At 69.0% G+C, this 22,638-nt stretch carries 22 protein-coding genes; 8 read left to right on the forward strand and 14 right to left on the reverse strand.

What is annotated here, in order from left to right:
* Positions 1 to 33: 33 nt before the first annotated feature.
* Positions 34 to 993, reverse strand: coding sequence for a ketopantoate reductase family protein (locus tag J2851_RS24310; protein WP_209769501.1), 960 nt, complete (start codon positions 991 to 993; stop codon positions 34 to 36).
* Between the two features lie 371 nt (positions 994 to 1,364).
* Between J2851_RS24310 and J2851_RS24315 the strand changes: the two genes are divergently transcribed.
* The 3 genes from J2851_RS24315 to J2851_RS24325 all read left to right on the forward strand — a co-directional run bounded on the left by J2851_RS24315 (position 1,365) and on the right by J2851_RS24325 (position 3,202).
* Entirely contained in the window at positions 1,365 to 1,901 is a 537-nt protein-coding gene (locus tag J2851_RS24315) for a cache domain-containing protein (protein ID WP_209769502.1), read from the forward strand.
* Positions 1,902 to 2,103: 202 nt separating this feature from the next.
* Entirely contained in the window at positions 2,104 to 2,571 is a 468-nt protein-coding gene (locus tag J2851_RS24320) for a Dps family protein (RefSeq protein WP_209769503.1), read from the forward strand.
* A gap of 142 nt (positions 2,572 to 2,713) precedes the next feature.
* On the forward strand, positions 2,714 to 3,202 hold the full coding sequence (locus tag J2851_RS24325; RefSeq protein ID WP_209769505.1) for a DoxX family protein: 489 nt from the start codon (positions 2,714 to 2,716) through the stop codon (positions 3,200 to 3,202).
* Between the two features lie 105 nt (positions 3,203 to 3,307).
* Here the strand turns inward: J2851_RS24325 and trxB are convergent, their stop codons facing one another.
* The 7 genes from trxB to J2851_RS24360 form a co-directional block, all read right to left on the reverse strand.
* Positions 3,308 to 4,312 carry a thioredoxin-disulfide reductase gene (gene trxB, locus J2851_RS24330; protein ID WP_209769506.1) on the reverse strand — a complete coding sequence of 335 codons (1,005 nt, stop codon included), beginning with the start codon at positions 4,310 to 4,312 and terminating at the stop codon, positions 3,308 to 3,310.
* A 25-nt stretch (positions 4,313 to 4,337) separates the two neighbouring features.
* The gene (locus tag J2851_RS24335; protein WP_209769507.1) at positions 4,338 to 6,272 is read right to left on the reverse strand and encodes a hypothetical protein; all 1,935 of its coding nucleotides are present in this window, start codon (positions 6,270 to 6,272) and stop codon (positions 4,338 to 4,340) included.
* Positions 6,273 to 6,440: 168 nt separating this feature from the next.
* Positions 6,441 to 6,755: a CcdB family protein gene (locus tag J2851_RS24340; protein WP_209769508.1), complete on the reverse strand. Its 315-nt coding sequence runs from the start codon at positions 6,753 to 6,755 to the stop codon at positions 6,441 to 6,443.
* Positions 6,755 to 7,039: a type II toxin-antitoxin system CcdA family antitoxin gene (locus J2851_RS24345; RefSeq protein ID WP_209769509.1), complete on the reverse strand. Its 285-nt coding sequence runs from the start codon at positions 7,037 to 7,039 to the stop codon at positions 6,755 to 6,757. Before J2851_RS24345 ends, J2851_RS24340 begins: the two co-directional genes overlap by 1 nt.
* A 142-nt stretch (positions 7,040 to 7,181) precedes the next feature.
* Positions 7,182 to 7,814, reverse strand: coding sequence for a 2OG-Fe(II) oxygenase (locus J2851_RS24350; RefSeq protein ID WP_209769510.1), 633 nt, complete (start codon positions 7,812 to 7,814; stop codon positions 7,182 to 7,184).
* A gap of 24 nt (positions 7,815 to 7,838) precedes the next feature.
* On the reverse strand, positions 7,839 to 8,495 hold the full coding sequence (locus J2851_RS24355) for a 2OG-Fe(II) oxygenase (RefSeq protein ID WP_209769511.1): 657 nt from the start codon (positions 8,493 to 8,495) through the stop codon (positions 7,839 to 7,841).
* A 164-nt stretch (positions 8,496 to 8,659) separates the two neighbouring features.
* Positions 8,660 to 9,589 carry a mitochondrial fission ELM1 family protein gene (locus J2851_RS24360; protein ID WP_370881318.1) on the reverse strand — a complete coding sequence of 310 codons (930 nt, stop codon included), beginning with the start codon at positions 9,587 to 9,589 and terminating at the stop codon, positions 8,660 to 8,662.
* 286 nt (positions 9,590 to 9,875) lie between these two features.
* Between J2851_RS24360 and J2851_RS24365 the strand changes: the two genes are divergently transcribed.
* Positions 9,876 to 10,430: an Lrp/AsnC family transcriptional regulator gene (locus J2851_RS24365; RefSeq protein ID WP_209769515.1), complete on the forward strand. Its 555-nt coding sequence runs from the start codon at positions 9,876 to 9,878 to the stop codon at positions 10,428 to 10,430.
* Positions 10,431 to 10,681: 251 nt separating this feature from the next.
* Entirely contained in the window at positions 10,682 to 11,614 is a 933-nt protein-coding gene (locus tag J2851_RS24370; RefSeq protein WP_209769517.1) for a dienelactone hydrolase family protein, read from the forward strand.
* A 12-nt stretch (positions 11,615 to 11,626) separates the two neighbouring features.
* On the opposite strand, the gene J2851_RS24375 is transcribed toward J2851_RS24370, so the two are convergent.
* The 3 genes from J2851_RS24375 to carB form a co-directional block, all read right to left on the reverse strand.
* Entirely contained in the window at positions 11,627 to 12,277 is a 651-nt protein-coding gene (locus tag J2851_RS24375; RefSeq protein ID WP_209769518.1) for a hypothetical protein, read from the reverse strand.
* A 237-nt stretch (positions 12,278 to 12,514) separates the two neighbouring features.
* A complete protein-coding gene (gene greA, locus J2851_RS24380; RefSeq protein WP_209769519.1) occupies positions 12,515 to 12,988 on the reverse strand; it encodes a transcription elongation factor GreA in 474 nt (157 codons plus the stop codon).
* 82 nt (positions 12,989 to 13,070) lie between these two features.
* Complete coding sequence (gene carB / locus J2851_RS24385; protein ID WP_209769520.1) at positions 13,071 to 16,322, reverse strand: carbamoyl-phosphate synthase large subunit; 3,252 nt, start codon at positions 16,320 to 16,322, stop codon at positions 13,071 to 13,073.
* A 328-nt stretch (positions 16,323 to 16,650) separates the two neighbouring features.
* Between carB and J2851_RS24390 the strand changes: the two genes are divergently transcribed.
* The 3 genes from J2851_RS24390 (at position 16,651) to J2851_RS24400 (ending at position 18,709) form a co-directional block, all read left to right on the forward strand.
* On the forward strand, positions 16,651 to 17,505 hold the full coding sequence (locus tag J2851_RS24390) for a PAS domain-containing protein (protein ID WP_209769521.1): 855 nt from the start codon (positions 16,651 to 16,653) through the stop codon (positions 17,503 to 17,505).
* Between the two features lie 11 nt (positions 17,506 to 17,516).
* Positions 17,517 to 17,897, forward strand: coding sequence for a hypothetical protein (locus J2851_RS24395; RefSeq protein WP_209769522.1), 381 nt, complete (start codon positions 17,517 to 17,519; stop codon positions 17,895 to 17,897).
* A 77-nt stretch (positions 17,898 to 17,974) separates the two neighbouring features.
* Positions 17,975 to 18,709, forward strand: a complete 735-nt coding sequence (locus tag J2851_RS24400; RefSeq protein WP_209769523.1) for an MgtC/SapB family protein — start codon at positions 17,975 to 17,977, stop codon at positions 18,707 to 18,709.
* Positions 18,710 to 18,844: 135 nt separating this feature from the next.
* On the opposite strand, the gene J2851_RS24405 is transcribed toward J2851_RS24400, so the two are convergent.
* The 3 genes from J2851_RS24405 to msrA all read right to left on the reverse strand — a co-directional run bounded on the left by J2851_RS24405 (position 18,845) and on the right by msrA (position 22,542).
* Positions 18,845 to 20,872, reverse strand: coding sequence for a DNA translocase FtsK (locus tag J2851_RS24405; protein ID WP_209769524.1), 2,028 nt, complete (start codon positions 20,870 to 20,872; stop codon positions 18,845 to 18,847).
* On the reverse strand, positions 20,869 to 21,702 hold the full coding sequence (locus tag J2851_RS24410; protein WP_209769526.1) for a PAS domain-containing protein: 834 nt from the start codon (positions 21,700 to 21,702) through the stop codon (positions 20,869 to 20,871). Before J2851_RS24410 ends, J2851_RS24405 begins: the two co-directional genes overlap by 4 nt.
* A 198-nt stretch (positions 21,703 to 21,900) precedes the next feature.
* Positions 21,901 to 22,542, reverse strand: a complete 642-nt coding sequence (gene msrA, locus J2851_RS24415) for a peptide-methionine (S)-S-oxide reductase MsrA (protein ID WP_209769528.1) — start codon at positions 22,540 to 22,542, stop codon at positions 21,901 to 21,903.
* Positions 22,543 to 22,638: the final 96 nt, after the last annotated feature.

Consider the following 22,638-nt stretch of genomic DNA (forward strand, 5'->3'; position numbering starts at 1 on the left):
CATGTCGTCACGCCGCCCCCTCCGCGAAGCTCGTCAGGGCGGTCCGTCGGCGTAGGGCGCCAAGGCCGCCGCGATCACCCTGTGGACGGGCGTGGGCACTCCCACCTCCGCCGCCAGGCGCACCACCGCGCCGGACAGCCAGGGCAGCTCCAGCCGTCCCCCGCGCTCCAGGTCGTTGAGCATGGAGGATTTCATTTCCGGCACCAGGCCGGACAGCAGCGCCTCGATCCGCGTCACGATGTCGGTTCCCAGGTCCACGTCGTGGGCGCGGGCCAGCCGGGCGACCTCCGCCACCGCGTCCAGGAACAGCGCCCGCGTGTCGGGGACGCGGCGGATCACCCCGGCCGGCTGGCGGGTCAGGGCGGTGACGCCGCTGAAGGGCGCCAGAAAGGCGAACTTCTCCCAGATCGCCCGCAGGATCGAATCCGAGAGCTTGGCCTCGAACCCGGCGCGCGCCGCGATCTCGTGGAAGGCGGCGACGCGGGGGGTGACGCGGCCGTTCAGCTCCCCGTAGGTGATGCGGGCGAGCGCGCCGGTGTGGCGAATGACGCCCGGTTCCGCGATGGTCGCGGCGATGTGGGCCACGCCGCCGCCGACATGCTCCTCGCCCAGCACGCGGCACAGGGTGTCGATCCCGGTGACGCCGTTCTGCAACGAGATGACCAGGGTGCCCGGCTTCAGAAGGGGCCGGCAGGCTTCCGCCGCGGATTCGGTGTCCCACAGCTTGACCGCGAACAGGACGATGTCCACGGGGCCGATCTCCGCCGGGTCGTCGGTGGCCCGGATGGCGGTGAGGTGCAGCGGGCTGGCGTGGCTGTCGATGCGGAGACCGTTGGTGCGGATGGCTTGCAGATGGCGGCCGCGGGCGACGAAGTGAACCTCCACGTCGTTGCCCCGGGTTCCCGGTGTGGCCTCCGGCAGCGCCCCCAGGGCCGCCATGCGGGCACCGAAATAACCGCCGACCGCGCCCGCACCCATGACTGCGATGCGCATGCGTTCTTTTCCTCCCAAGTGCGGTCCGGGCCGGCCGGCTCCGTTTCCATGGGCTGGCCTTTTTCGTCCCGGGACGTCGGGAGACAGTGTGGCGCGGTCCGGCCGTTGCGGCAATAGGCCGCATAATATTCGTACGCTTACGCGCCAACTCTTTTGGACACGTCTATGTGTTTCTGACCGCTCGACTTTTACCGGTCGGTCAGGCCGACGTCTTCATTGCGCTGCGGGAACGGCTCGGGTCAGGGACAAAATGCGACAGTCCGCCCCATGCAACTCTCCGGCTATAACGCGCCCGGGAAAGCATCCCTTGCGCGCCGCGGAATTCGCGCGGAAGGGGACCGGGAAACGACCGCATCTTCGGGGACCATGCCATGCGCACGCTCATCCGCGTCCTGATCGTCGGCCTGCTCGTCGCGGGTGGGATCGCCGCAGCGGTTGGGTGCCTGCCGTCGTCCGGTTTCGCCCAGGAGGCGAAGCCGAACGGAGACCAGGAGGCGAAGCCGACCGGAGAGCAGGAGGCGAAGCCGACGCGGGAGGACGCCAAGGCGATCACGCTGAAGGCCGCGGCCCTGATCGCCGCCCGGGGGCTGAACGAGGCCGCCAAGGCCTTCAACGCCGACGGCGAGTTCAAGCAGGGCGAGATCTACGTCAACGTCATCGATTTCGACGGCGTGTGGAAGGTCTACCCGCCGCGGCCCGTCCGGGTCGGGCTGAACGTCAGCGGCGTGGCAGATCCGGACGGCAAGCTCATCGTCCAGGAGATCCTGGCCATCGCGCGGCGGGACGGCGAGGGCTGGGTCGAATACCGCTGGCTCAACCCCGCCACCAACCGGATCGAGCCGAAGGTCACCTACGTGAAGCGCGTGCCGGACCAGGATCTCGTCGCCTACGTCGGCGTCTACCAGTAAGCCGTACTGCCCCGGCCTTGATCTCTGGAATGTGGGCCTAAATTGTCCGATCGGGCCGGCGCCGCACGCCGGCCCGACCTGTCGGGATTGCGCCGGGCAGATATTAGAACGATTCTAATTTCAGGCTTTACCCAGTGCGCGGCCACGCCTATCATCCCAGGCAAGCCGAAACGGAAAAACGATCGGACGGAGGGTTCGGAACATGCAGATCGACATCGGAATCGCGGAAGGCGACCGCAAGGCCATCGCCGAGGGGCTGAACCGCGTTCTCGCGGACACCTTTGCGCTGTACCTGAAGACGCACTCCTTCCACTGGAACGTCACCGGGCCGATGTTCAACACGCTCCACACCATGTTCATGACGCAGTACACGGAGCTGTGGACCGCGCTGGACGAGGTGGCGGAGCGCATCCGCGCGCTGGGCTACCCGGCGCCGGGCAGCTTCTCGCAGTTCTCCAAGCTCGCCTCCATCGGCGAGGAGCAGGGCGTGCCGAAGGCGCAGGAGATGATCCGGCAGCTGGTCGAGGGCCACGAGGCCGTCGCCCGCACCGCCCGGCAGGTCTTCCCGACCGCCGAGCAGGCCAACGACCAGCCGACCGCCGACCTGCTGACCCAGCGCCTGCAGATCCACGAGAAGACCGCCTGGATGCTGCGCAGCATGCTCGAATAGGCCGGTTTTCGTGTTCTTAAGTGAGGGAATGGGGGCATCGTCCGTGGACGGTGCCCCCATTTTCATTTCGGCCACCCGCTGAAATCGGCGACGTCCGTACACAGTTCGTAGGCGAAAGTTCATCGACGCGGAGGCAGGCGTTATGGCTTCTTCCTACGATTACGACAGGACGCGGGGTGTTGGGCCCGGGGCGGAGCGGCTCGGCTGGGTCGACCGGACGGCGCTCGGCAGCCAGGATTTGCTGCTGCTGGTCGCCCGGATCCTGATCGGGGCGATCTTCGTGGAGAGCGGCTTCGGCAAGCTGACGAATCTCGGCGGTTTCGCCGGCAATTTGGGATCCCAGGGGCTTCCCGCCCCGATGCTTCTGGCCGCCATCGGCGGCTGCGTGGAGTTCTTCGGCGGGCTGGCGGTGGTGCTGGGCGCCTGGACCCGCCTGGCCGCCGCGGCGGTGATCGTCTTCACCATCATGGCGACGCTGATCGCCCACCGCTACTGGGCGGTTCCGCCCGAGGCCGCGGGGATGCAGAAGATCCAGTTCATGAAGAACGTCGCCATCATCGGCGGCTTCTTCGGCCTGATCGCCGCCGGGGCGGGGCGGTACAGCGTGGATGGCTGGCGAATGAGGCGGTAGGGGGATTCACCACAGAGACACAGAGGACACAGAGACTCCCACCCGGAGGCCTCGATCCTCTGTGTCTTTGTGTCTCTGTGGTAAAAACCCTTCCAGATCAGAAGTTTACCACGTCGACACCGGGCTCGGGTCGCCGTGGGCGCCGGCCGCGGGTTCGTGGTGGGCAAGCCAGCGTTCGGCCTCCAGCGCGGCCATGCAGCCCATGCCGGCGGCGGTGACCGCCTGGCGGAAGACCTTGTCCTTCACGTCGCCGGCGGCGAAGACGCCGGGGATGTCCGTGGCGGTCGAGTCGGGCGCGGTGAGGATGTAGCCCGCCTCGTCCATCTTGACCTTGCCCTTGAAGACGGCCGTGGCCGGCTCGTGGCCGATGGCGACGAAGACGCCGGCCACGGGGATCACGCGCTCCTCGCCGGTCTTCACGTTCTTGATGCGCACGCCGGTGACGCCGCGCGGGTTGCCCATGGACCCGTCGCCCTCGCCGACGATCTCCTCCACCACGCTGTCCCAGACCACCTCGACCTTCGGGTTGCGGAACAGGCGGTCCTGCATGATCCGCTCCGCCCGGAAGCTGTCGCGGCGGTGGATGACCGTGACCTTGGAGGCGTGGTTGGTCAGGTACAGCGCCTCCTCCACGGCCGAGTTGCCGCCGCCGATCACGGCGATCTCCTTGCCGCGGAAGAAGAAGCCGTCGCAGGTGGCGCAGGCCGACACGCCGAAGCCGCGGTAGATCTCCTCGCTGGAGATGCCGAGCCAGCGGGCCTGGGCGCCGGTGGCGATGATGACGCTGTCGGCGGTGTAGGTGTCGCCCGAGTCGCCCTTGGCGACGAAGGGGCGCTGGGTGAAGTCCACGTCGACGATCAGGTCGAAGACCATCTTGGTCCCGACATGCTCCGCCTGCTTCTGCATCTGCTCCATCAGCCAGGGGCCCTGGATGGGATCGGCGAAGCCGGGATAGTTCTCGACGTCCGTCGTGATCATGAGCTGCCCGCCCGGCTGCATCCCCTGGACCATGAGCGGCTGCAGGTTCGCGCGCGCCGCGTAGATGGCCGCCGTGTAGCCGGCCGGGCCGGCGCCGATGATGAGGACTTTGGTGTGATGGGTGGTGGGCATCGCTCTGTCCGTCAGAATCTCTTGATTAGAAGCCGAACATATGGTCGAGGCTGAACGCTCCGTCATCGGCGCTGCCGGCGAGGCAGCCATGATAGCCGAACAGGCGGCAGGTCGTGTCGCGGATCAGCACATAGGCGTGGTCGCCCGCGGCCAAGCGCTCGGCCTCGGTGAAGGTGTCGCGGGTGCGGAAATGGTGCGACCCGCCGCAGGGGATGGCGATCCGCCGCCGCACGATCTCGACGCCGTCGCGCCGGGTCAGCACCAGCTGCGTGTCCGACGTGGGGTGCCAGGGGGTGGAGGCCGGGTAGATCAGGTGGCAGAAGGTGTCCCAGGGCGCCGTCCCCACCCGCAGGAACAGGCGGGTCGACAGGCCCGGGGGGTGGCCGTGGTAGCTCTGCGGCTCGTCCCGGTAGGTCAGCGCCGTGTTGAAGATGTGGCTGCCGAAGCTGGTTTCCGCGATGTGGCCGCTGCGCAGGTCCTCGTAGCGGACCAGCGCGTGCAGCCAGCCGTCGGCCTCCTGACCGGCCTCGAAGTCGTAGAGCAGCTCCACATGGCCCCAGCCCTCCGGGAAGCTGGCACCGGAGGCCAAATATTCTGAAATGAGCCCGGTGACGTCCAGCGCCACGCTGTCGGAGCGCTTCAGGGCGCCGAAGCGGTGGCGGGCGACCTCCTGCCCCCGGGCGTCGTAGACGACCGCCTGCACGGGCAGGGTCTGCTGCCCGGTGCTCATCGGGGTGGGCAGCAGGATGGTGCGCCAGCGGTCCGGCGGCAGCAGCGGGGCCGGCAGGATGTGGCCCTTGCCCAGAAGGCCGCCGGTGAGAGTCGGCAGCTTCGGGTCGGGCTTCAGGTCGGTGCGCTCCACGTTGGCGTGGGCGATGCGGCGGCGGCCATTGGTGGAGACCACCTCGTAGCGCGGGCGTACGAAATGCTTGCCGGCCTGCACCTCGAACTGCTGCGGCCAGCGCGCGCCGGGGAACAGGTCGCGCGTGTCGATGGCGACGGTGGCGAAGGGGCCGACCGTCCGGTCGAGCCGGCAGACCTCATTGGTGCCCATCAGGTTCAGCCCGACGGCGCCGGCCGGGATGGGGGTGGGATGGCTGTTCTGCACCCACAGCAGGACGCGCTCGTCCTCCTTCGGGGCGGGCAGGCCGGCGTAGAACTCGGCCGGCCAGGCGTTGGCGTCGTGGGTGCAGGACAGCTCGGCCGGGCTGTCGCCATAGGTGTCCAGCGCGTACTTCACCACGTCGTGGCCGGCCGCGCCGATGATGTGCAGGAACAGGGAGCCGCAGAAGTCGCCCAGGCCGAAGCGGGCGCGCACGGTGCGGCTGTCGATCACCACCGTGCCGTTGGCCGGCGGCATCGGCTCCATCCACTCGGCCAGCGTGGCGCCGTCCGCGTCCAGCAGGCGTGCCCACAGCCGCGCGGCCTTGGCGCCGTAGTTGGACCAGTAGTTGGCGGAGACGACGCGCGTGTGCTGGCCCCTCTCGTCGCGCAGCCAGGCGAAGTTGGTCGCCCAGTTGAACTTCGACAGGTAATGGGCGGAATCGGTCAGCATGTCCTCGGGGATGCGCATGTCGTCCAGCGAGACGACCCGCATGCCGGCCGGGATCAGGTGGGCGATGTGCCCCTCCAGCCGCTGGCTGTCGAAGGCCACGATGAACAGGGTCGCCGCACCGCTCGAAGGCAGGTCGGTCACCGGCTGGGCGGCGTGTCCGAACACTTCCGTCCCCACGGCGTCGACGTCCTGGACGAACACGCCGCGGACCGGGATGCCGGACAGGTCGTAGAACTCCGCCAGCCCGCGCGCCAGCCCCAGCGGGTCGTAGACGGCCACCGGTCCGCCGGCCGCCAGCCGGGCCACGAGCGCCGCCGCCTTGGGCGCGGCCAGGGGATGGCCGACCGCCTTGAAGAAGCTGGAACCGCCGGTGACGTTCGAAAAGGTCTCGATCCGAAGAGGCATGGGACGCACGCGATGAGAGAACAGAACGGACGGGTTATAGCCGTTCGATTATGGGTGCAACAGCGAATTGTCCGAGCAACCCCGTGGGAAAAGCGGGATTCCGGGGGCGAAGCGTCGATTTTTCTCACTGTTTCTTCGGAGGAAAGGCCCTGCTGTCCTGCCCCGCTGTCACCGGCCCTGGGCGATCAGCGCGTCAAGCGCCGCGATGACCTGGATGTGCTCGCGATCCAGGCTGGCGACCGGCGGGCCGAGCACCCTCGCCGGAACGGTTGCGGTCTGCAGCGGGTTCATGATCACCCCGGTTCCTTCAACGACGAACTCCGGATTCAGCAGCTTGTCGCGGTATCGAACCTCGCTGGCCAGCACCAGGGGGACGACGACGCGATCCGTCGTGTCCTCCCAACGGTTGCTTTGCACGACCAGAAGGTAGGGGATCGCGCCCCGGGTGCGGCCCGGATTGCGGTGTACGTCGAACTGCGCCATCAGCGGCCGTCGCCGTCCGGCATGTAATCCTGGTTCCACTCGTCGGCAAACCGCCCGCACCGTTCGTCGAACTCCCTCCAGGCCGCGGCCACTTTTGCGCGGTGTTCCCGATCCTCGTCCCGCTTCCGCCGTTCCGCCTGCAGCCAGTCGGCCAGCAGCGCCTCGATGGTGCCGGACAGATTGTCGGTGTGGGACTGGGCGGCGTGCAGCAGATCCTCGTTGAGGGTGATGTTGATGCGCTTCTTGGACGCGGTGACGTCGTAGCCGGCGCTGGTTCTCCGCATATGGCTCATGCACCACCTCGCTGTTGCGTGTGTATGGTGATGTGTATGAGCCGGGATGGCAACGGTGTTCTTTCAGCGGAACAGGCAACGAAAAAGACCGACCTGCGCGGGACGGCCCTTCACCTTCACGGGTTCGCCCGGCTCAGTAGCTCTTCTGCTCGATGCCCAGCGTGTTCTTGGCCCAGGCGCCGACGCGGTGGCGCCATTGCTCGTGCCAGATGTAGACGCTGTTCTTCACCCAGTTCATCTGCACGGCGCGGCGCTGGCCCTCGAAGGGGTAGTGGCCGTGCCAGGAGGTGTCGGACCGGCGGAAGCACATCAGCGTGCCTTCGTCCGGCGGGACCTCCGCGGCGTAGTCCTCCAGGTCCTGCGAGCGCAGGACGCGCAGCCGGCCGCCCGAGGCCTCCCACGGCGGGTTCATGTAGAGCAGCACGGTGACGATCTTGCTGGCCGAGTCCGGGTGGATCTTGCCGTCGGTCGGCCGGCACATGCCGCGGGCGGTGAACATGGTCGGGTACTTCGACAGGTCGATGCCGAACTTCTCCGAGAAGGCCTTGCAGACCTCCGTGCCCTTCAGCTCCTCGATCAGCGCGTCGAAGGTCGGCCCCTGCGGGAAGACGCCGAGCGGGATGGATCCCGGCTTGTCGACCTTGGGATAGTCGCGGTGCAGCGCCTCCAGATGCTCCTTCTTCACGAAGCCCGGAACGCAGAGGAAGTCGAACGGATCGTGCTGCAGCGGGGTGGCCCGGAACTTGTCCAGATCGAGCATGGACATGGCAGGGTTCTCCAGAACGGGCAATCAGGTGATGGGCGCGTCGGGGAAGGCCAGTTCGTGGCGGGCGCGCCATTCCGGGCCGACGTAGTTCACGATGATCGACTTGCGCACGCCGTTGATCGGGCGCTTGGCGAAGCCGTGCCACGTGTTGGTGCCCGGGATGAAGATCAACCCTTCGTTGAAGGCGTAGGGCGCGCGGGCGACGATGGTCTTCGTCTCGTCCAACACGTCGGTGCCCCAATCCTCGCAGTCCGGTCCCTTCGAGAGATAAATCAGCATCGTGTATTTCTTGACGCCGATGTCGGTGTGCGGTTCCAGCCAGAAGCCGTCGGTGTCCTGGCAGTATTCGATGCGCAGCGACGTGCCGGACAGGTCCACGCCGCAGGTGCGCTGGATGGCGTCGGTGACGTCGCGGCTCTGGAACGCTTCGGCGACCGCGGCGCAGACCGGGTGCCTGGCCTGGTTCTCCGCGCCGAAGTAGGTGCGCGACGCGTTGTTCGTCTCGCGCTTGCCATAGGTCTCCTGAACCGTCGGCGGCGCCCAGGGCAGGGCCGCGATGCCGTCGGCCGCGTCCTCCGGCAGGGCCTGGGACAACAGCCAATGGTTGTACGGCTCGGGGGACAGCCGGCTGTTGTCCAGGCAGCGGAGGAAGCTCTGGCGCACGGCGCTCGACGAAGTCATGGGAAGATGTCCATGGTGATCAAACGGTCAACTGCCCACGGTTATGGCACGATCACCGGGCGAAAGGAACGGCGACGCGGCGCGCCGGGCGGGCGGAATCTGGTGATACCACCGCCCTGCGGTGACGTGTCGCGGCCCCCTTGGACACCCGCCCGGCATCGCCATCAACGCCCCATCCTGGCGCGGTGCGCCGCCAGCTGCTGCCGGAGTTCCTCGGCCACGATGCGGGTCTCGTCCATCGGCGTGTAGGTCCAGCGGTCCAGCTCCCCGGTGAAGGGACGGGTTATGGCGTCCTGGTAGAGGCCGTCGTGGAAGGCGCGGAACTTGGGCGAGCCGCCGTCCAGCTCGATCACGTAGACCGGCTTGCCGGTGGAGCAGGCCTCCGACGTCATGGAGACGCTGTCGCAGGTCACCACCACCACGTCCGCCAGCCCCAGATAGGCGAAGTAGGGGTTCTCGCCGGTGCCGTCCCACACCTCCGCCGGCAGGTCGCGCAGGCGGGCGCGCAGGATGGCCTCGTTGTCGGCGCCGGTGCGGCGCGACGGGGTCACCATCAGGCCGGCGCCGTGCTGCCGGGCGAGATCCGCCAGCTTTTCCGCGACGTCGCCCATGATGGTCGGGGTCAGGGCGTAGACGCCGTTGTTGCCGCCGATCAGCACGGCCACGCGCGGGTGCGGCAGGTGGGCGAGGCGGGGGGCGTGGCGCTCCGCCGCGTCGGCGAGGATCCGCGGCGTGACCCGGTGCAGGGCGCCGCGGGTGACCATGACGTTCGGGCCGCGCAGCCGGTCGTGGCGCGGCACCACCACCATGTCGAAATGGCGCGGGCTGATCATCGGGTCCTGGATCTGCACGGTGAAGGTGCGGCCGGCGGACGCCTTGCGGACCGCCAGCGAGGGGGCGATGGCCCGCCGCCCGGTGCCGATCAGCAGGTCCGGCCAGGGCGGCTCGATCGGGTCGCCGTTGGGGCCGGCGGCGAAGCGGTTGCCCACCCGCAGATAGGGGCTGAGCTGGCGCCAGGGGCTGCGCAGCTGGACGCGCTTGACCACCGGCGTGAGGCCCAGGGCCTCCGCAAGGCCGAGGCACTGGTTCTCCATGCCGGGCTTGCCGTCGGTGACGACCCAGCAGGTCAGGGACTCGGACAGGCGGGGCGCCGCGGCGCGCGGGGCAGGCGCTTCGGAAGCGGAGGTCGACGGCCCGGGAATCGTAGAATGCATGGTCTCACGGATTGTTTCGGGGTGCGGCTGGTCGTCGCGCACCGGTCAGAGGCGCGCGGAATGGTGAATTTTCCGCTTACGCCGCTTCGGGTTTCTTGCTTGGCGTGGGTGCCTACACCGTGTAATATCCTTTCTTCAAATCACCCCCGGAGCTACCGAGTAAACCATGCGGCGGGTCAAACTCGACCGAATTGACCGGCGCATTTTGCGTGACCTGCAAAATGACGGCCGGATGACGAACGTAGAGCTCGCGCGGCGTGCCGGCATTTCCGCCCCACCCTGCCTGCGGCGCGTCCGCGCCCTGGAGGAGGCGGGCTTCATCCGCGGCTACCACGCCGACATCAATCCCGACGCGCTCGGGTTCGGTGTCACCGTGTTCGCCCAGGTTGGGTTGTCGAGCCAGGCTGAAGCGGACCTAAAGAAGTTCGAGGAACTCGTCAACTCCTGGCCCATGGTGCGCGAATGCAACATGCTCGCCGGCGAGTACGACTTCCTGCTGAAGATCGTGGCGGAAGACTGGGACGACTACCAGCGTTTCCTGACGACGAAGCTGACGGCGGCGCCCAATGTGGCGCACGTGAAGTCGGCCCTGTCGATCCGCACGTCCAAGCACACGCCCGGCGTTCCGATCGACGTCGACTCCCCCGACATCCCCGAGTCGCTGGAGGATGACGAGGACGAGGACGACGACGAGACCACGGCTCGGATGGCGCGCCGGTAACGGCGGCGCCCTGGCTCCAGTGGATGCGGAAGGGACGGCCTGCGATGCGGCCGTCCCTTTTTTGTCGCCTCCCATGCGCCATCCCATGTTGGCCGGGCGGCGACTTCCGCTCTATTTTTGTCACCGCCGCCGCGGCGTCCGATGATGCGCCGCGCATGGCATGTGGTCGCCCAGCACAGAGGGGCGGCCTGTTTTCCACACGCGATGGTGCTAAACTCGGCGGCATCGCTGTCCGGAACCGGGAGACGTCGATGCCCTTTCCCTTCTGCCGTACCGGCCTGACTGGCACTGGTCTGACTGGCAAGGGCCTGACCGGCGCCGCCCTGTTCAGCGCGGGGCTGCTCGCCGCGCTGACGCTGGGCGCCCCGCAAGGCGCGCGGGCCGCGACCGCCGGCCTGCACGCGGAAGAGATCGTGCGCTTTCCCTCCCAGGACGGCGACCTGACGGGGGCGGTGCCCACCGCGCTGACCGGCCGCTTCCTGCGCCCGACCGGCGCCGGCCCGTACCCGACGGTGGTCCTGCTGCACGGCTGCGCCGGCCTGTACAACAAGAACGGCCGGGTGTCCGCCCGGCACTTGGACTGGGCGCTGACCCTGCGCGACCAGGGCTACGCGGTGCTGATGGTCGACAGCTTCGGCCCGCGCGGCATCGACCAGGTCTGCACCCACACGGAGCGCGCCGTCCGCGCGACGGTGGAGCGCAAGCGCGACGCCTGGGCGGCGCTGGCCTACCTGAAGAACCGCAAGGACGTGGACGACGACCGGATCGCCGTCATGGGCTGGTCGCAGGGGGCCGGCACCGTGCTGGCCGCCTACGGGCCGGGCGGGAAGGGGGCCGGCTACCGCGCCGCCATCGCCCTGTATCCGGGCTGCCGCACGCCGCTGAAGGACGCCAACTGGCAGCCGGAAGGGCCGCTCCTCATGCTGCTGGGCGGCAAGGACGAGTGGACCCCGCCGGAGCCCTGCCTGGAGCTGGCCAAGCGCGACCCCGTGAAGGAGCGGACGGAGGTCGTCGTCTACCCGGACGCCCACCACGGCTTCGACCTGCCGTCCTCGCCGCTGCACAAGCGGACCAACCTGCCCACCGCCCCGGCGGGGGAGGCGACGGTCGGCACCAACGAGACCGCGCGCCAGGACGCCATCGCGCGGGTCAGCGCCTTCCTTCAGGAACGGCTGCGCGGCTGAGATCGGCAGCCGTCACCGAAGCGAGTCGACGACGGACGCGCAGGTGCGGGCCAGGCGCTCCAGCGCCGGCCGGTCCGGCTTGCTGGTGGACGCCCATTGCCGGAGCGTGGCGTTGCCGGGTTTCCACAGGTCTGTCGGCCCGGCGGCCATGACCCGCTCGATCATCGCGGCGGGCATTCCACCCTCCCGCAGCACGGCGCGGGTCTGCGCCGTCACCTCGGCGAGCAGCGGGCGCGCGTTCGCCGAGTAACGCGGCAGCGCGGTTGGACTGAGCGGAGCCGGACCGGAGGCGATCTTGCGGTCGACCAGGAAGGGGGCGTGGAATCCGACGTCGCCGTCCAGGTTCCGCACGGCGCCGCCCATCACCGCGACGGCGGCGGCCGAATAGGCCTTCGCCCCGCGCGGCACGGCCACCGGCAGCCCGGACCACGCGATCACGCGGGCCAGCCGCGTTCCGGCCCAGGCGTCGCCGCCCGGCGAATTGACGACGATCCGACGGATGTCCGTCCGCTCCACCAGGACCCTTGCGGCGTGGCACTGGTCGGACGAGGTGATCGCCCCCCGGATGACCAGGTCATGCCGCCCGTCGGAGGCGCGCTCCACCGTCACCTGGGCAGCGCGCGACGGGGCGCCGCCAAGGAGCGCAAGAGAAAAAACGATCACAAACAGTCGGAAACGGGTCTCCATGGCGCAATGGTGATGCGGCAATGGAGAATATTCATTCTGATTCTTCGCCCAAGGCGTGCGGCGAATCGTCAGGCGCGGAGAATGGCGACGGACAGAAAAAAGCCGCCCGGCGCGAGACGCGCGGGGCGGCCATTTCTTCGGCAGGCGGCGGGCTGTGGGGCGGCGTCACGGACCCGGGTCATCGCCCGGGTGCGCCCTCACGGACGGTTGCCCTTACTTGTAGTCGAGGGTGATGATCTCGTAGACCTTGGAGCCGCCGGGGGTGGAGACCTCCACGCTGTCGCCGACCGACTTGTTGATCAGCGCGCGCGCCAGCGGCGCCTGGATCGACAGCAGGCCGTTCTTGATGTCGCTCTCGTCCTGGCCGACGATCTGGTAGGTGATCTCTTCGTCGGTGTCTTCGTCGGCAAGCGTCACGGTGGCGCCGAACTTCACCGTGCTCCCAACCAGCTTGGTGGGGTCGATCACCTCGGCGCGGCTGATCTTGTCCTCCAGCTCCGCGACGCGGCCCTCGATGAAGCTCTGCCGTTCGCGCGCGGCGGTGTATTCGGCGTTTTCCGACAGATCCCCGTGTTCACGAGCCTCGGCGATCGCCTTGATGACGTTCGGACGCTCCACGGCCTTGAGGTGCTTCAGTTCTTCTTGCAGGCGGTTGTATCCCGCCGCGGTCATTGGAACCTTTTCCATCGTTCAATCCATCACCATGCCGACGCGGACCCTGGGAAAACGTACGGCGCGGGGAGGAGGTCCGCCGCGCCGTACACCGTCCCTAATAGGAACCGCTAAGGTACGACTGCAACGGCGCAACTTCAAGACTGCCGTTCCGGAGTGCGGCAATTGCTTCCACAGCCGCACGGGCGCCCGCCATGGTGGTGTAATAGGGCAGGTTGTAGGTGAGCGCGGTGCGGCGCAGGCTGAAGCTGTCGGACAGCGCCTGCGCGCCCTCCGTGGTGTTGATGACCAGGTGCACTTCGCCGTTGATCATCGCGTCCACGATGTGCGGCTGGCCCTCGACCACCTTGTTGATGGTTTCGGCCGGCACGCCGGCGTCGCGCAGGGCGGCCGCGGTGCCCGTGGTCGCCAGCAGGCGGAAGCCCATGCCGTGCAGCTTCTGCCCGATCTGCACCGCCGACGGCTTGTCCCGCTCCTTCACCGAGATGAAGACCGTGCCCTGGACCGGCAGGGTGACGCCGGCGCCCAGCTGCGACTTGGCGAAGGCCAGCGCGAAGTTGTGGTCCAGGCCCATGACCTCGCCCGTCGACTTCATCTCCGGGCCCAGCACGATGTCCACGCCGGGGAAGCGCGCAAAGGGGAAGACGGCTTCCTTCACGGCGGTGTGCGGCGGGGTCGGGCCGTTCAGCTTGAAATCGGCCAGCTTTTCGCCGGCCATGACGCGGGCAGCGATCTTGGCGATCGGGGTGCCGGTGGCCTTGGCGACGAAGGGCACCGTGCGGCTGGCGCGCGGGTTCACCTCCAGGATGTAGACCGTGCCGTCCTTCACCGCGAACTGCACGTTCATCAGGCCGACGACGTTCAGCGCGCGGGCCAGCGCCTCGCCCTGGCGGCCGATCTCGGCGATGGTCTCGGCGGGCAGCGAGTAGGGCGGCAGGGCGCAGGCCGAGTCGCCGGAATGGATGCCGGCCTCCTCGATGTGCTCCATGATGCCGGCGATGTAGACCTGGCCGGCGGCGTCGGCCACCACGTCCACGTCCACCTCGATGGCGTCCTGGAGGTAGCTGTCGATCAGCACCGGGTTCTTGCCCGACACCTTCACGGCGGTGCCCATGTAGCGCTGGAGCCCGGCCATGTCGTGGACGATCTCCATGGCGCGGCCGCCCAGCACGTAGGACGGGCGGATGACGACCGGGAAGCCGATCGTCTCCGCGACCTTCTCCGCCTCTTCCAGCGAGCGGGCGAGGCCGTTGGCCGGCTGCTTCAGCTGGAGGTGGTGCAGCAGCTTCTGGAAGCGCTCGCGGTCCTCCGCCAGGTCGATGGCGTCGGGCGAGGTGCCCAGGATCGGGATGCCGGCCTTCTCCAGCGCGTCGGCCAGCTTCAGCGGGGTCTGGCCGCCGAACTGCACGATGCAACCCAGCACCTTACCCTTGCGCTGCTCGACGCGGACCAGCTCGATCACGTCCTCGGCGGTCAGCGGCTCGAAATACAGGCGGTCGGCGGTGTCGTAGTCGGTGGAGACCGTCTCCGGGTTGCAGTTGACCATGATGGTCTCGATGCCGGCCTCGCGCAGGGCGTAGACGGCGTGGACGCAGCAATAGTCGAACTCGATGCCCTGGCCGATGCGGTTCGGGCCGCCGCCGAGGATGACGACCTTGCGCTTCTCGGTCGGATCCGATTCGCACTCCGCCTCGCCCGTGCCGTCCGTCTCGTAGGTCGAGTACATGTAGGGCGTGCGCGAGGCGAACTCGGCGGCGCAGGTGTCGATGCGCTTGAAGACCGGGGTGACCTTGGCGGCGCGGCGGGCCTCCGCGACCTCGGCCTCGCTCTTGCCGGTCAGCTCGGCCAGACGGGCGTCGGAGAAGCCCATCTGCTTCAGCGTCAGCCAGCCGTCCTTGTCCGCCGGCAGGCCGTTCGCGGCCACGGCCGCCTCACGGTCGACGATGGCCTTGATCTGCTCCAGGAACCACGGGTCGTACTTGGAGACCTGCTGCACCTCGGCGACGGTGAAGCCGTGGCGGAAGGCCTGGGCGATGACCAGCAGGCGGTCCGGCGTCGGCTTGGCCAGCGCGCCGCGGATGGCGGAGGCGTCGGGGTTGTCGACCCCGCCGATCTTCAGCTCGTTGAAGCCGGTCAGGCCGGTCTCCATGGAGCGGAGCGCCTTCTGCACCGACTCCTGGAAGGTGCGGCCGATGGACATGGCCTCGCCCACCGACTTCATGGAGGTGGTCAGCAGCGGCTCCGTGCCGGCGAACTTCTCGAAGGTGAAGCGCGGCATCTTCGTGACGACGTAGTCGATCGTCGGCTCGAAGCTGGCCGGCGTGGTGCCGGTGATGTCGTTGGTCAGCTCGTCCAGCGTGTAGCCGACGGCCAGCTTCGCGGCGATCTTGGCGATCGGGAAGCCGGTGGCCTTGGAGGCCAGCGCCGAGGAGCGCGACACGCGCGGGTTCATCTCGATGACGATCAGGCGGCCGTTCGCCGGGTTCACCGCGAACTGCACGTTGGACCCGCCGGTCTCCACCCCGATCTCGCGCAGCACGGCGATCGAGGCGTTGCGCATGATCTGGTATTCCTTGTCCGTCAGCGTCAGCGCCGGCGCGACGGTGATCGAATCGCCGGTGTGGACGCCCATCGGGTCGATGTTCTCGATGGCGCAGATGATGATGCAGTTGTCCGCCTTGTCGCGGACGACCTCCATCTCATACTCCTTCCAGCCCAGCACCGACTCCTCGATCAGCACCTCGCCGACCGGGCTGGCGCGCAGGCCGCCGCGCACGATGTCCTCGAACTCCGCACGGTTGTAGGCGATGCCGCCGCCGGTGCCGGCCAGCGTGAAGCTGGGGCGGATGATGGCGGGCAGGCCGACGAAGTCCAGCGCGTCCATCGCCTCGTTCAGCGTGCGGACCATGCGCGAGCGCGGGGATTCCAGCCCCAGCTTGTCCATGGCGTCGCGGAACAGGATGCGGTCCTCGGCCTTGGCGATGACGTCGCGCTTGGCGCCGATCATCTCCACGCCCAGCCGCTCCAGCGTGCCGTCGTCGGACAGCGCCATGGCGGTGTTCAGCGCGGTCTGGCCGCCCATGGTCGGCAGCAGGGCGTCGGGCCGCTCCTTCTCCAGGATCTTCGCCACCACGGCCGGGGTGATCGGCTCGATGTAGGTGGCGTCGGCCAGGCCCGGGTCGGTCATGATGGTGGCCGGGTTGGAGTTGACCAGGATCACCCGGTACCCCTCCTCGCGCAGCGCCTTGCACGCCTGCACGCCGGAGTAATCGAACTCGCAAGCCTGGCCGATGACGATCGGCCCCGCGCCGATGATGCAGATGGATTTGATATCAGTGCGCTTGGGCATGGGTCCGCTTCTCGACGTTCGTGCAGCAAAAGCCCCCTCGCGCCTTTGGCCCCTGGATGGAGCGCGGGAGTGAGAGGGTACGGGTCTTCATGTCGTTGCGAGGCCCCTTTATAGGGACTAAGGCGCGCGGGGGGAAGGGGCGGGATGATGCGTAAGCCACATGTCTGAAACATCGCGCCGTGGGGGCGAGGCGGCGCTTGAACGCGGGCGGAAACGGCGTCATCAATCCGGGTGTCCCCAAATCGATCCCGCGGGCCGACCCCGCGGGAGAACCCCGCGCCTTTGATACAATCAGTCATCCCGTTGCCTCCGGAGCCCGCGTCCCACGATGACCCACGCCTTCGCCAAGGACAGCCGCGCCTGCGCCGCCTGCGTCTCGTGGGGGGGTGAACGCGCCCTGTCGGACGACCACACGCTGGTCCATGTCGACCGCTACAGCGCGGAAGGGGAGTGCCGCACGGCCTCCAGCCAGGACTACCGGAAGGTCACCCGCTCCTACCACACCTGCGGGACCTGGGCGCCGCTGCCCATGCTGAAGAAGCACGGCGGCCGGCCGGAACGGCAGCCCGTCTTCGCCACCCCGATGCAGCCGCCCCCCTCCGGTTTGGCCGCCGCGCCCCCAGCCGCGCCCGCCTCCGCCTCCGCCTCCGCTGCCGCCGCCGTCCTGACCAAGCCGGTTCCGGCGCCCGTCGTGCCGGCGGCTCCGGCGCCCGAGCCGGAACCGGTGGTCTGCCGGTCGGACGTGCTGGACATCGACCAGACCCCGCAGGCCGCGCGCGTGCTCTATGTCTACTGGCGCCGCGTCCGGCAGCAGCGGACGATGCCGCTCGCCCGCGAGATGGACACGGCGCAGCTGCGCGAATGCGTGCCGCGCCTGTGCCTGATGGAGCCGGTGGACGGCGGCGCCGATTTCCTCTACCGCGCCTGCGGTCGGGCGGTGCAGCGCAAGATGGGCCGGCGCCCGGTGCCGCTGCGGGTCAGCGCCTGCCACCCGGCCGACGCGGCGGAGCGCTTCAACGCCGACCTGCGCGCCTGCCTGGAGAGCGGGCAGCCGCGCAGCCTGCTGGTGCGCGACGACCCGATGCTGCCGGGGGTGCGCTTCGTGGAACTCCTGCTGCCGCTGGCCGGGGACGACGGCCGCCCGGCCTGCGTGCTGGCCTACCGGCACGTGCCGGGGGCCTGACGGGAGGCGGGATGCCCTGGCGGCCGCCATCAAACCCTGGCCCGCAGCCCCGCAACCCAAGGCCGGCCTCCGCCCAGGCCGACATCGTCGGCGTCTGGCCGTCCGCCGTCTGGATCCTCGTCGGCACGGCCTTCTACCTCGGCAACCCCCAGGCCTTCGCCGGCTGGAAGGGGGCGCTGTATTTCGTGGCGGGCACCGCCGCGGTGGCGCTGGGCGGCGGCATCGTCAGCCTCGGCCTGCGCCGGGGCGTCGCCAACATGCTGCGGGAGGTCTTCCCCCGGCGCGACCGCTTCACCGACCTGGTGTCCTGGCTGCTGCGCGTCATGCTGGGCGCGGCGGAAGGCCTTCTGGTCGCCCTGTTCGCCCGCTGGACGCTTGAGGTGCTGGGGTAGCGCCGGGTTGCCAAAGGACTGATAACCAGTTTCGGGCCATACTGGTCCCGACGCGCGCTCCGTCCGGGGAGGAGGCCATGGAAACTCTGTCCGCCTACTGGTCCCAGGCCGAGCTGGTCGCCAACGGCATCATCATCCTGCACCTGATCGGCGCGCTCGGCCTCGGCATTCTGATGGGGTACGAGCGCTCCTACCACGGGCGGGCGGCGGGCATGCGGACCTATGGGCTGGTCTGCCTCGCCTCCGCGGCGCTGACCGTCGTCGTGGGATATCCGGCGCTGTGGTACGGCGGCACCGGCCCCAGCGCCGGGGTGGCGGCCGCCGGCGATCCGACGCGCGTCATCCAGGGCATCGTGACGGGCATCGGCTTCCTGGGCGCCGGGGTCATCATGCGGGAGGGCTTCTCGATCCGCGGCCTGTCCACGGCGGCCTCCATCTGGACGGCGGCGGCGGTCGGGGTGACGATCGGGCTTGGCTTCTACGGGGCGGCCGTGGGGGCCGCGGTGCTGACCATCCTGGTGATGAGCGGATTCCGCCGGCTGGAATCGGCGCTTCCGCACCAGACGGTGATGCAGATGACCATCGTCTTCCTGCGCGAAAAGGCGCCGTCGGCCGAGGCGATCCGCGCCAAGGCGCGGGAGCACGGCTACGACATCACCGATTGGGCCTTCCACCTGCAAACCGATGGCGGCCGTTTCGAATACCAGATCACGCTCCAGGCCAACGGGTCGCCCGACCCCATGCAGCTGATCAACCAGCTGGCCGTCGCCGACGCCGTGGTGGAATTCCGCCTGTCGCCCTCACGGATCTGAGACGGTAGAGCCGTAGCGCCGTAGGTTGGGTGGAGCCGCAGGCGCAACCCAACAGCGTCGCCGTGCGACCTGTGTTGGGTTGCGCTGGCGCTCCACCCAACCTACGACTGCTCGAAATGCGCCTTCATCACCGGATCACACCCCCGCGCGCTTGGCCGACAGGCCGGCGGCGGAGAGCAGCACCTCGCGCTTGCCCTGGTGGTTGGCGGGGCCGACCACCCGTTCCGTCTCCATGCGCTCGACCAGCCGGGCGGCGCGGTTGTAGCCGATCTGGAGCTGGCGCTGGATGAAGCTGACGGAGACCTTGCCCTCGCGGACCACCATGTTGACGGCCTGCATGTAGAGGTCGTCGCCGCTGTTCCCGCCGCCGCCCTCGTCGTCGTCCTCCGCGATGGCTTCCTCCTCCTCCTCCGTGATGGCGGTCACGTAGTTGGGGGCGCCCTGCGACTTGATGAACTGCACGATCTCCTCGACCTCCGAATCGGAGACGAAGGGGCCGTGCACGCGGGTGATGCGGCCGCCGCCGGCCATGTAGAGCATGTCGCCCTGACCCAGCAGCTGCTCCGCCCCGGCCTCGCCCAGGATGGTGCGGCTGTCGATCTTCGACGTCACCTGGAAGCTGATGCGGGTTGGGAAGTTGGCCTTGATGGTGCCGGTGATGACGTCCACGGAGGGACGCTGCGTCGCCATGATCAGGTGGATGCCGGCGGCGCGGGCCATCTGGGCCAGCCGCTGGATGGCCGCCTCGATCTCTTTGCCGGCCACCAGCATCAGGTCGGCCATCTCGTCCACGATGACCACGATGTAGGGCAGGGGTGCGGGCTCCTGCGGGGTCAGGTCGAAGACGTTCTCGGCCTCGCCGGGGGCGGTGCGGCGGGGCATCGGCTCGCCGTTGGCGATCATCTCGGCGATGCGGGCGTTGTAGCCCTCGATGTTGCGCACGCCGAGCTTGGACATCGCCTCGTAGCGGCTCTCCATCTCGCGCACGGCCCAGCGCAGGGCGACCACGGCCTTCTTCGGGTCGGTCACCACGGGGGTCAGCAGGTGCGGGATGCCGTCGTAGACCGACAGCTCCAGCATCTTCGGGTCCACCATGATGAAGCGGCAGCGCTCCGGCGGCAGCCGGTAGAGCAGCGACAGGATCATGGTGTTGATCGCCACCGACTTGCCCGAGCCGGTGGTGCCGGCGACCAGCAGGTGCGGCATGCGGGCGAGGTCGGCGACCACCGGCTCCCCGCTGATGTCCTTGCCCAGCGCGATGGCCAGCTGGGCCTGCGACTCGGCGAAGGCCGGATGGTCGAACATCTCGCGCAGATAGACCATCTCGCGCACCGGGTTCGGCAGCTCTACGCCGATGACGCTGCGGCCGGGCACGATGGCGATGCGGGCGGTGACCACGCTCATGGAGCGGGCGATGTCGTCGGTCAGGTTGATGACCGTGGCCGACTTGGTGCCCGGCGCCGGTTCGAACTCGTAGAGCGTCACGACGGGGCCGGGGCGCACGTCCATGATCTCGCCGCGGACGCGGAAGTTCTTCAGCACCGTTTCCAGCATGCGCGCGTTGCGGGCCAGCACGGTCTCGTCATGCTGCTGCGGCGGGCGCGGCGGCGGGCTTTGCAGAAGGGTGGCGGCGGGCAGGCTGTAGGGATGCCCGGCGTCTTCCTCCGGATGGAGGTCCGGCGCGTCGTCCGCCTCACCGGCGCCGTCCAGCGCCGAGTCGTCCAACGCCGAGTCGTCCAGCGCCACATCGTCCATGGCGGGTTCATCCCCGGCGTCGGCCCCGGCGTCGGCGTCCGCCTCCGCGTCCAGGTCCGCCTCGGCGTCCAGCTCCGCCGCGTGGTCCGGCAGCGGGGCTGCGGCCACGACCGGGGCGGGGTCGTCCATGGGGTCGCGCGCCTCGTAGGCCCACTCCACCCCCGACAGGAAGGCGAAGCCGGCGACGACCGCCAGCGACTCGTCGGCGAGGTTCGTCGAATAGACCGTGCCGGCGCGCGGCGTGCCGGGCAGCACCTCCACGTCCCAGGCCACGCGGCCGTCGGCCCGCGCGTTGGGAATGAGGTTGAAGGGGCGGCCGTTCAGCGCGCACCACAGGTTGAATTCGTCGGCGGTGACGACTCCGGACTGGGTGGCGGGCGCGGTCAGGTGGGGCGTGCGCGGCGTCATGCCGGGGCTCCCGGTTTCAGGTCGGTGGAATTCGGTCGGGCGGGGTCTTCGTCGTCGGACGCGTCATGGCCGTCGTCCGTGCCGTCCTGGTCGCCGTTTTCGGCGCCGTCCAGGTCGGTATCGACCGGCGCGGCATCGTCCTCCGCGGCGGCAGGCCAGCCGGCATCGTCCATTTCGGCGGTGTCGGGCTCGACATCCTCGTCCGTCACGACAAGCTCCGGTTCGGCGTCGTCGCCATCCGCGGCGACGGCCTCACCGGCCGTGTCGTTTTCGGGCGTGTCATCGCCGGGCGCGTCGTCTTCGCCCGCCGGCTCCTCAACGATCGGCTCCTCGACAATCCGATCATCGGCGATCGGATGGTCGCCAATCCGATCGTCGCCAATCCGATCATCGGGAGTCAGCTCGTAGGCGGCGACCAGTATCTTGTCGATCAAGTCGCCGTCGCTGGACATCGGCAGGGCGAGCCGTTCCCAGCTGCGCGTCGTGCCGCCGAAATCGGCGGTGTAGACGCGGGCGACCGGCATCCGCTCCCGCAGCACCGACGCGTATTCGGGGCGCAGGATGGCGCGCTGCTCCTCCGGCAGTTCGTCCAGCGTGGCGCCCAGGCGCGAATGCCCGAACGCCGCGGCCAAAGCCTTGCCGTAGTAGGAGTACACGAAGTCGTCTTCGCCGATGACTTCGAAGATCACAATATTGTCTTTCCACGGCCGCAGGTCGGCCGGGGCAATCGTGCTGGAGATCGGCGGTTTGTCGCCGACACGTTTGGTGAGCCAAAAGTCAAGCAGGCCGCTCAGGTGCGGCGTCGCCAGCTCGGTTCTTTCCTTGATCATCGATTGGGCGCGGAATTCTCGGGCGGCGCCCCGCGGGGCTGCCCCCTGGAGCTTTCATGGACCGCCGGAACCATACCCGGAAGGAGAGGGCGGGCGCAACCGCGAGGGCTGCGCCCAATCACGCCGCCCCGCCCCTGTCGCGCGGATGTCGCAGTCGGCGTCCACCGCCGGCGACACCGCGCCGTCCGATCTCACGGGTTATGCCGCGCAGGTCACCCCGGTGCCGCCCAGGCCGCAGTAGCCGCCGGGGTTCTTGGACAGGTACTGCTGGTGATAATCCTCGGCGTAGTAGAAGGGCGGGGCCTCGCGCAGTTCGGTGGTCACGGGGCCGAAGCCGGCCTGCTTCAGCCGCGCCTGGTAGGCTTCGCGGCTCGCCTCGGCGGCTTGGCGTTGCGCCTCGCTGTGGGTGTAGATGGCGGAGCGGTACTGGGTGCCGACATCGTTGCCCTGGCGCATGCCCTGGGTCGGGTCGTGCGCCTCCCAGAAGACGCGCAGCAGATCCTCGTAGCGGACCTTGGCGGGGTCGTAGACGACGCGCACCACCTCCGTGTGGCCGGTGCGGCCGGAGCAGACCTCTTCATAGGTCGGGTTGGGCGTGTGGCCGCCCTGGTAGCCGACGATGGTCGTCCACACGCCGGGCGTCTGCCAGAACTTCCGCTCCGCGCCCCAGAAGCAGCCGAGGCCGAAGTCGGCGACCTCCATGGTCTCCGGGAAGGGCGGGGTGAGCGGGTTGCCGTTGACGTGATGGCGGGTCGTGACCGGCATCGGCGTGTCGCGGCCGGGCAAGGCCTCTTCCGCGCTCGGCACCTCGACGGACTTGCGCAGGAACATTCCGAGCATCTGGGCGTCTCCCTTGGCGTAGGATGGAAGGCGTATGTCGGGTCCCAACCGGCGAACGGCAAGGGAGCGGGCCGGTCACGCTTCCGCGAGGCCACC

Origin of the sequence: Azospirillum rugosum (assembly GCF_017876155.1) — a bacterium.
Lineage (GTDB): Bacteria > Pseudomonadota > Alphaproteobacteria > Azospirillales > Azospirillaceae > Azospirillum > Azospirillum rugosum.

Bases quoted from the DNA above. Each gene is read 5' to 3' on its own strand.
- J2851_RS24310 (WP_209769501.1), bottom strand. From the start codon at position 993: ATGCGCATCGCAGTCATGGGTGCGGGCGCGGTCGGCGGTTATTTCGGT.
- J2851_RS24315 (WP_209769502.1), top strand. From the start codon at position 1,365: ATGCGCACGCTCATCCGCGTCCTGATCGTCGGCCTGCTCGTCGCGGGT.
- J2851_RS24320 (WP_209769503.1), top strand. From the start codon at position 2,104: ATGCAGATCGACATCGGAATCGCGGAAGGCGACCGCAAGGCCATCGCC.
- J2851_RS24325 (WP_209769505.1), top strand. From the start codon at position 2,714: ATGGCTTCTTCCTACGATTACGACAGGACGCGGGGTGTTGGGCCCGGG.
- trxB (WP_209769506.1), bottom strand. From the start codon at position 4,312: ATGCCCACCACCCATCACACCAAAGTCCTCATCATCGGCGCCGGCCCG.
- J2851_RS24335 (WP_209769507.1), bottom strand. From the start codon at position 6,272: ATGCCTCTTCGGATCGAGACCTTTTCGAACGTCACCGGCGGTTCCAGC.
- J2851_RS24340 (WP_209769508.1), bottom strand. From the start codon at position 6,755: ATGGCGCAGTTCGACGTACACCGCAATCCGGGCCGCACCCGGGGCGCG.
- J2851_RS24345 (WP_209769509.1), bottom strand. From the start codon at position 7,039: ATGCGGAGAACCAGCGCCGGCTACGACGTCACCGCGTCCAAGAAGCGC.
- J2851_RS24350 (WP_209769510.1), bottom strand. From the start codon at position 7,814: ATGTCCATGCTCGATCTGGACAAGTTCCGGGCCACCCCGCTGCAGCAC.
- J2851_RS24355 (WP_209769511.1), bottom strand. From the start codon at position 8,495: ATGACTTCGTCGAGCGCCGTGCGCCAGAGCTTCCTCCGCTGCCTGGAC.
- J2851_RS24360 (WP_370881318.1), bottom strand. From the start codon at position 9,589: ATGGAGAACCAGTGCCTCGGCCTTGCGGAGGCCCTGGGCCTCACGCCG.
- J2851_RS24365 (WP_209769515.1), top strand. From the start codon at position 9,876: ATGCGGCGGGTCAAACTCGACCGAATTGACCGGCGCATTTTGCGTGAC.
- J2851_RS24370 (WP_209769517.1), top strand. From the start codon at position 10,682: ATGCCCTTTCCCTTCTGCCGTACCGGCCTGACTGGCACTGGTCTGACT.
- greA (WP_209769519.1), bottom strand. From the start codon at position 12,988: ATGGAAAAGGTTCCAATGACCGCGGCGGGATACAACCGCCTGCAAGAA.
- carB (WP_209769520.1), bottom strand. From the start codon at position 16,322: ATGCCCAAGCGCACTGATATCAAATCCATCTGCATCATCGGCGCGGGG.
- J2851_RS24390 (WP_209769521.1), top strand. From the start codon at position 16,651: ATGACCCACGCCTTCGCCAAGGACAGCCGCGCCTGCGCCGCCTGCGTC.
- J2851_RS24395 (WP_209769522.1), top strand. From the start codon at position 17,517: ATGCCCTGGCGGCCGCCATCAAACCCTGGCCCGCAGCCCCGCAACCCA.
- J2851_RS24400 (WP_209769523.1), top strand. From the start codon at position 17,975: ATGGAAACTCTGTCCGCCTACTGGTCCCAGGCCGAGCTGGTCGCCAAC.
- J2851_RS24405 (WP_209769524.1), bottom strand. From the start codon at position 20,872: ATGACGCCGCGCACGCCCCACCTGACCGCGCCCGCCACCCAGTCCGGA.
- J2851_RS24410 (WP_209769526.1), bottom strand. From the start codon at position 21,702: ATGATCAAGGAAAGAACCGAGCTGGCGACGCCGCACCTGAGCGGCCTG.
- msrA (WP_209769528.1), bottom strand. From the start codon at position 22,542: ATGCTCGGAATGTTCCTGCGCAAGTCCGTCGAGGTGCCGAGCGCGGAA.